This is a genomic window from Microbacterium sp. 69-7 (assembly GCF_001897985.1).
Taxonomy (GTDB): domain Bacteria; phylum Actinomycetota; class Actinomycetes; order Actinomycetales; family Microbacteriaceae; genus Microbacterium; species Microbacterium laevaniformans.
Genome location: NZ_MKRU01000107.1, coordinates 4,062 through 5,116, shown reverse-complemented (window position 1 = coordinate 5,116; position 1,055 = coordinate 4,062). Strand labels below are relative to the sequence as shown.

1 pseudogene is annotated in these 1,055 nt (G+C 72.1%); it reads right to left on the bottom strand.

Annotated features, from left to right (window positions below):
* Window positions 1–222: 222 nt before the first annotated feature.
* Window positions 223–1,055: pseudogene (locus BGN98_RS13595) on the bottom strand (glycine dehydrogenase (aminomethyl-transferring)); the annotation flags it as partial.

Here is a 1,055-nt window from a genome sequence, read left to right as displayed (position 1 = left end):
GATCTCGGGCTGCTGGGTTCGCTCGACCGCGCGCTCCGCGGCCTGCCGTGACCGCACCCGCTCCGTCCGCTCCGTCCGCTCCGTCCGCGAGACACCGCCCCGTTCGCTCCGTCCGCGAGACACCGCCCCCGCACCGAGACACCGGGTGTACATCGGTGTCTCGGTGCGGAACGCGTGTCTCGCGGGCCACACGGACCGCGAGACCGCGCGGGCCGCTCGGGGCTAGGCGAAGGCCTCCACGGGCGGGCAGGCGCAGACGAGGTTGCGGTCGCCGTACGCGTTGTCGATCCGGCGCACCGGCGGCCAGTACTTCGTGCGCACCAGACTGTGCACGGGGTAGGCGGCGAGCTCGCGCGGATACGGATGCGACCACTGCCCCGCGATGACCGACTCCGCCGTATGCGGGGCGTTCACCAGCGGATTGTCATCGGCCGGCCAGGTGCCGGATGCCACGGCATCCGCCTCGGCCCGGATGGCGATCATGGCCTCGATGAACCGCTCGAGCTCTCCGAGGTCCTCGGATTCGGTCGGCTCGACCATCAGCGTTCCCGCCACCGGGAACGACATCGTCGGCGCGTGGAAGCCGTAGTCGATCAGCCGCTTCGCGACGTCGTCCACGCTCACACCGGTCGCTTCCTTCAGTGGCCGCAGATCGAGGATGCACTCGTGGGCGACGAGCCCGCCCTCCCCCGCGTACAGCACCGGATAGTGGTCGCGCAGGCGCACGGCGATGTAGTTCGCCGCGAGCACCGCCGCCCCGGTCGCCTCCCGCAGCCCCTCGGCGCCCATCATGCGGATGTACGCCCACGAGATCGGCAGGATGGATGCCGAGCCATACGGCGCCGCCGAGATCGGTCCGCCGTCGAAGACGAACCCGCCCGCGTGCTCGGCGCGCTGCGCCAGCGGGTGCGACGGCAGGAACGGCGCGAGGTGCGCCTTCGCGGCCACCGGGCCGACGCCCGGTCCGCCGCCGCCGTGCGGGATGGCGAACGTCTTGTGCAGGTTCAGGTGCGAGACGTCTCCGCCCAGGTCGCCGAACCGGGCGAAGCCGACCA